Annotated in this window: 3 protein-coding genes; all 3 read right to left on the bottom strand. The window is 72.6% G+C overall.

From position 1 onward, the window contains the following. Positions 1 to 95: 95 nt before the first annotated feature. On the bottom strand, positions 96 to 644 hold the full coding sequence (locus ACWGI8_RS42890) for a cysteine dioxygenase (RefSeq protein ID WP_453668888.1): 549 nt from the start codon (positions 642 to 644) through the stop codon (positions 96 to 98). Positions 645 to 732: 88 nt separating this feature from the next. Next, entirely contained in the window at positions 733 to 804 is a 72-nt protein-coding gene (locus tag ACWGI8_RS42885) for a putative leader peptide (protein WP_310851512.1), read from the bottom strand. A 47-nt stretch (positions 805 to 851) separates the two neighbouring features. Further along, positions 852 to 2,486, bottom strand: a complete 1,635-nt coding sequence (locus ACWGI8_RS42880) for an FAD-dependent monooxygenase (protein ID WP_453668887.1) — start codon at positions 2,484 to 2,486, stop codon at positions 852 to 854. Between the last annotated feature and the right edge of the window lie 100 nt (positions 2,487 to 2,586).

Genomic DNA, 2,586 nt, shown 5'->3' with positions numbered 1-2,586 from the left:
CCCGGCTGGTGCTGATCGTGTAAGAGCTGCTGGACCGCCGGTCCGCAGCCGACGTGAGCCAGGAATCCCCTCCCTTCAGGGAGGGGAGGATTCAATCACTGCCAGTCCTCCGGACGTTCGACCTGCTCAAGACGGAGCACCGCGCCGGTCCTGCTGAAGCGCCGGATCAGCGGCAGCGGCGGATAGTACGCGTGGACCGAGACCGCGTGGCCGGCGGTGGATTCGTTGAGCACCTCGTGCACATGGTGGCGGCCGAAGGCCCGCCCCTGTCCCGGGCCCAGTCGCCGCCCGCGGTCCAGCCCTTCGGCCAGCTCCAGGGTCTTCCACCCGCTCGCGGGGAGCCGCACCGCGAGCGAGTTCTCCTTCAGCTCGCCTGACGCCGTGGCGAAGGCGCCGACCGACTCGGCGTGGTCGTGCCAGCCGGTGCCGGTGCCCGGCGGCCAGCCGATCAGCCAGGCCTCGCTGCCGCCCGGTCCCTTGAGCCGCACCCAGGTGCGGCCCTCCGGATCGAGCGGAAGCGAGGCGATCAGCCGGGTGTCGGCAGCAGCGCGCCGGACGAAGTCGAAAAGCTCGGCACTGGTGGGCGCGGACGCTTCCGTACCTGCGGAAGCGGAAGCGGCGGCGGGTGGGGGAAGTTGAGACAACGCAACCGTCCTGGAAGTTCGCTGAGATGCGCGCAGCCAGGCACACGAAGGAACGAACGCGGCCGCGCGAAACGGGAAAGAAGGCGAATCAGCAGGACGGACGACACACGCAGCCCGCATAGCGGAGCAGGTCCATATGGACCCTCCGCCACAGGCGCACATCGGTGTCGGTCACGTTTCGGAGTAGACCATGCGCGCCTGCGTCGGTCAATTGATGTCCGCGGTGCGGTCGGAGGGGCGGTCAGCAGTGTGGCCGGAGGTGGTGCGGTCCGAGTGCGCGGCGGCGGGCGCGCCCCCGCGTACCGCGTCCGCGGCGGCGTACAGCTCCGACGGACGCACCCCGCCGAAGGACGTGACCAGATGTCCGTCCGGCCGCACCAGCAGCACCGTATGCGCCGAGGCCCCCGGGTAGCCCTCCGTGACCAGGAGCTCCGCCGGTACCGGCAGCGCCGAGACGGCGGCGGCCAGCCGTGGCATCACACCCGCGGTCATCCAGTGCCGCCGGTCCCACACGCCCGTGCCGGGCGCGACCAGGACGACCAGCAGCCGGCCCTGTCCCAGCCGGTCCCGGAGCCGTTCGGTCGTGCCGTCCGGCGCCATGACGAGTACGTCGGTGACCGGTGCGCCGATCGGAGTACCTACGGTGGTGTGCGCCTCGGTGCGTTGAGGTGCGAGGGGGGAGTTCGGGTACGAAGGGGGCGCGCCCAGCGGCCCAAGCCCCAGATGCCCGTCGGTCAGCAGCGTGTCGTGCCCGCGCGCCGCACCCGGCAGATAGGTCCGCAGGCCCCCGCCGGAACGCAGTATCGGCAGGGACTGGTCGGCGGCGCGCAGACGTGCGGCGACGGCGGTGCGCCGCTCCGCCTGATAGCTGTCGAGGAGCGTGTCCGACGCGCCGTGGTGCCAGGCCTGGGCCAGTTTCCAGGCGAGGTTCTCGGCGTCGCGCACCCCCTCGTCGAGCGCCTGGGTGCCGACGGCGCCGAGGAGATGGGCGGCGTCCCCGGCGAGGAAGGCCCGGTCCACCCGCCAGCGACGGGCCAGCCGGTGGTGCAGCGTGTAGACGCTGGTGTCGATGAGGTCGTACTGCGGTGTCCCGTCGCACCAGCCGGACAGAGTGTCGCGCACCCGGGACACCAGCGCGTCGGGCGTGACCAGTTCGCCACGGGCCGGCAGCAGCCAGTCCAGCCGCCAGGCGCCGTCGGGCAGCGGCCTGGCCGTCACCTCCTCGCCGCCGGCGCGCCACGGCGGCATCCGGTGCAGCACCGCCTCGTCCGGCCAGGGCAGCTCGGTGCGCAGCGCGGCGACGGCATGGCGCTCCACGGCGGTACGGCCGGGGAAGCGGATGCCGAGCAGCTTCCTGACCGTGGACCGGGCCCCGTCGCAGCCGACCAGATAACTCCCGCGCCACCATGTTGCCTCGGGCCCGCGGGTGTGCGCGGTGACACCGCTGCCGTCCTGCTCCAGCGCGTCGAGCCGGCTGTGCGTGGCGACCTGCACCAGGCCGGCCGCCGCGACGGCGTCCCGCAGCCCTCGCATCAGGGCGTGCTGCGGAATGTGCAGCGGCGTCGGGAAGTCGTCTCCGCCGAGTTCCAGCGCGCGCATTTCCTGCTTGCGTCGCAGGGACCGCCAGCCGACCCAGCGGGTGCCTTCGTCACGGATCGTGGCGCAGCCGAGCCGCTCCATCAGCGCCGCGGTGTCGGCGCGCAGCACGACCGTACGAGCCGGGCGCGGCTCGTCCTTGCCCGCGCCCTCGTCGAGGACGACGGACGGAACGCCCTGCGAGGCCAGGGCGAGCGACAGTGCGAGTCCCACGGGGCCCGCGCCGACGACGATCACCGGGTCCACGGCGCTGCTCCTGAGACCCGCTGGGACAGAGAGAACAGTGGGAGTGGGCTGGTTGGAGCCCGGTGCGCGATCACAGAACGTATGCAACCCACTGCTGGTG

The organism is Streptomyces sp. NPDC054841, from assembly GCF_053611045.1.
This window is presented reverse-complemented; position numbering and strand designations above follow the sequence as displayed.